We start from the raw sequence: 2,868 nt of genomic DNA, 5'->3' as shown, positions 1-2,868 counted from the left end.
ATGTTCTTTGAAAACTAGATAACAGTGTAGCTCATATTTTTTTAATTTTGGTTAAGTTAGAAAGGGCGCACGGTGGATGCCTTGACACTAGGAGTCGATGAAGGACGGGACTAACACCGATATGCTTCGGGGAGCTGTAAGTAAGCTTTGATCCGGAGATTTCCGAATGGGGAAACCCACCATACGTAATGGTATGGTATCTTTATCTGAATACATAGGGTAAAGAAGACAGACCCAGGGAACTGAAACATCTAAGTACCTGGAGGAAGAGAAAGCAAATGCGATTTCCTGAGTAGCGGCGAGCGAAACGGAATCTAGCCCAAACCAAGAGGCTTGCCTCTTGGGGTTGTAGGACATTCTATACGGAGTTACAAAGGAACGAGGTAGACGAAGCAGCCTGGAAAGGCTCGTCATAGAAGGTAACAACCCTGTAGTTGAAACTTCGTTCCCTCTTGAATGTATCCTGAGTACGGCGGAACACGTGAAATTCCGTCGGAATCTGGGAGGACCATCTCCCAAGGCTAAATACTACCTAGTGATCGATAGTGAACCAGTACCGTGAGGGAAAGGTGAAAAGCACCCCGGAAGGGGAGTGAAAGAGATCCTGAAACCGTGTGCCTACAAATAGTCAGAGCCCGTTAACGGGTGATGGCGTGCCTTTTGTAGAATGAACCGGCGAGTTACGATCCCGTGCGAGGTTAAGCTGAAGAGGCGGAGCCGTAGCGAAAGCGAGTCTGAATAGGGCGTTTAGTACGTGGTCGTAGACCCGAAACCAGGTGATCTACCCATGTCCAGGGTGAAGTTCAGGTAACACTGAATGGAGGCCCGAACCCACGCACGTTGAAAAGTGCGGGGATGAGGTGTGGGTAGCGGAGAAATTCCAATCGAACCTGGAGATAGCTGGTTCTCCCCGAAATAGCTTTAGGGCTAGCCTTAAGTGTAAGAGTCTTGGAGGTAGAGCACTGATTGAACTAGGGGTCCTCATCGGATTACCGAATTCAGTCAAACTCCGAATGCCAATGACTTATCCTTAGGAGTCAGACTGCGAGTGATAAGATCCGTAGTCAAAAGGGAAACAGCCCAGACCGCCAGCTAAGGTCCCAAAGTGTGTATTAAGTGGAAAAGGATGTGGAGTTGCTTAGACAACTAGGATGTTGGCTTAGAAGCAGCCACCATTTAAAGAGTGCGTAATAGCTCACTAGTCGAGTGACTCTGCGCCGAAAATGTACCGGGGCTAAATACACCACCGAAGCTGCGGATTGATACCTATGGTATCAGTGGTAGGGGAGCGTTCTAAGTGCTGTGAAGTCAGATCGTAAGGACTGGTGGAGCGCTTAGAAGTGAGAATGCCGGTATGAGTAGCGAAAGACGGGTGAGAATCCCGTCCACCGAATGCCTAAGGTTTCCTGAGGAAGGCTCGTCCGCTCAGGGTTAGTCAGGACCTAAGCCGAGGCCGACAGGCGTAGGCGATGGACAACAGGTTGATATTCCTGTACCACCTCTTTATCGTTTGAGCAATGGAGGGACGCAGAAGGATAGAAGAAGCGTGCGATTGGTTGAGCACGTCCAAGCAGTTAGGCTGGTAAGTAGGCAAATCCGCTTACCGCGAAGGCTGAGCTGTGATGGGGAAGCTCCTTATGGAGCGAAGTCTTTGATTCCCCGCTGCCAAGAAAAGCTTCTAGCGAGATAAAAGGTGCCTGTACCGCAAACCGACACAGGTAGGCGAGGAGAGAATCCTAAGGTGTGCGAGAGAACTCTGGTTAAGGAACTCGGCAAAATGACCCCGTAACTTCGGGAGAAGGGGTGCTTTCTTAACGGAAAGCCGCAGTGAATAGGCCCAAGCGACTGTTTAGCAAAAACACAGGTCTCTGCGAAGCCGTAAGGCGAAGTATAGGGGCTGACACCTGCCCGGTGCTGGAAGGTTAAGGAGAGGGGTTAGCGCAAGCGAAGCTCTGAACTGAAGCCCCAGTAAACGGCGGCCGTAACTATAACGGTCCTAAGGTAGCGAAATTCCTTGTCGGGTAAGTTCCGACCCGCACGAAAGGTGTAACGATTTGGGCACTGTCTCAACCAGAGACTCGGTGAAATTATAGTACCTGTGAAGATGCAGGTTACCCGCGACAGGACGGAAAGACCCCGTGGAGCTTTACTGTAGCCTGATATTGAATTTTGGTACAGCTTGTACAGGATAGGCGGGAGCCTTTGAAGCCGGAGCGCTAGCTTCGGTGGAGGCGCTGGTGGGATACCGCCCTGGCTGTATTGAAATTCTAACCTACGGGTCTTATCGACCCGGGAGACAGTGTCAGGTGGGCAGTTTGACTGGGGCGGTCGCCTCCTAAAAAGTAACGGAGGCGCCCAAAGGTTCCCTCAGAATGGTTGGAAATCATTCGTAGAGTGCAAAGGCATAAGGGAGCTTGACTGCGAGACCTACAAGTCGAGCAGGGACGAAAGTCGGGCTTAGTGATCCGGTGGTTCCGCATGGAAGGGCCATCGCTCAACGGATAAAAGCTACCCCGGGGATAACAGGCTTATCTCCCCCAAGAGTCCACATCGACGGGGAGGTTTGGCACCTCGATGTCGGCTCATCGCATCCTGGGGCTGTAGTCGGTCCCAAGGGTTGGGCTGTTCGCCCATTAAAGCGGTACGCGAGCTGGGTTCAGAACGTCGTGAGACAGTTCGGTCCCTATCCGTCGTGGGCGTAGGAAATTTGAGAGGAGCTGTCCTTAGTACGAGAGGACCGGGATGGACGCACCGCTGGTGTACCAGTTGTTCTGCCAAGGGCATAGCTGGGTAGCTATGTGCGGAAGGGATAAGTGCTGAAAGCATCTAAGCATGAAGCCCCCCTCAAGATGAGATTTCCCATAGCGT

At 51.6% G+C, this 2,868-nt stretch carries 1 rRNA gene; it reads left to right on the top strand.

The annotated features are described in order from the left end of the window. Positions 1–49 precede the first annotated feature (49 nt). Positions 50–2,868 (top strand): 23S ribosomal RNA (locus MR076_RS25815); the annotation flags it as partial.

The organism is Bacillus cereus group sp. BfR-BA-01380 (assembly GCF_022663535.1).
Taxonomy (GTDB): Bacteria; Bacillota; Bacilli; order Bacillales; family Bacillaceae_G; genus Bacillus_A; species Bacillus_A cereus_BB.
Note: the sequence above shows the minus strand (reverse complement) of the source record. Positions and strands in the feature narration are given on the sequence as shown.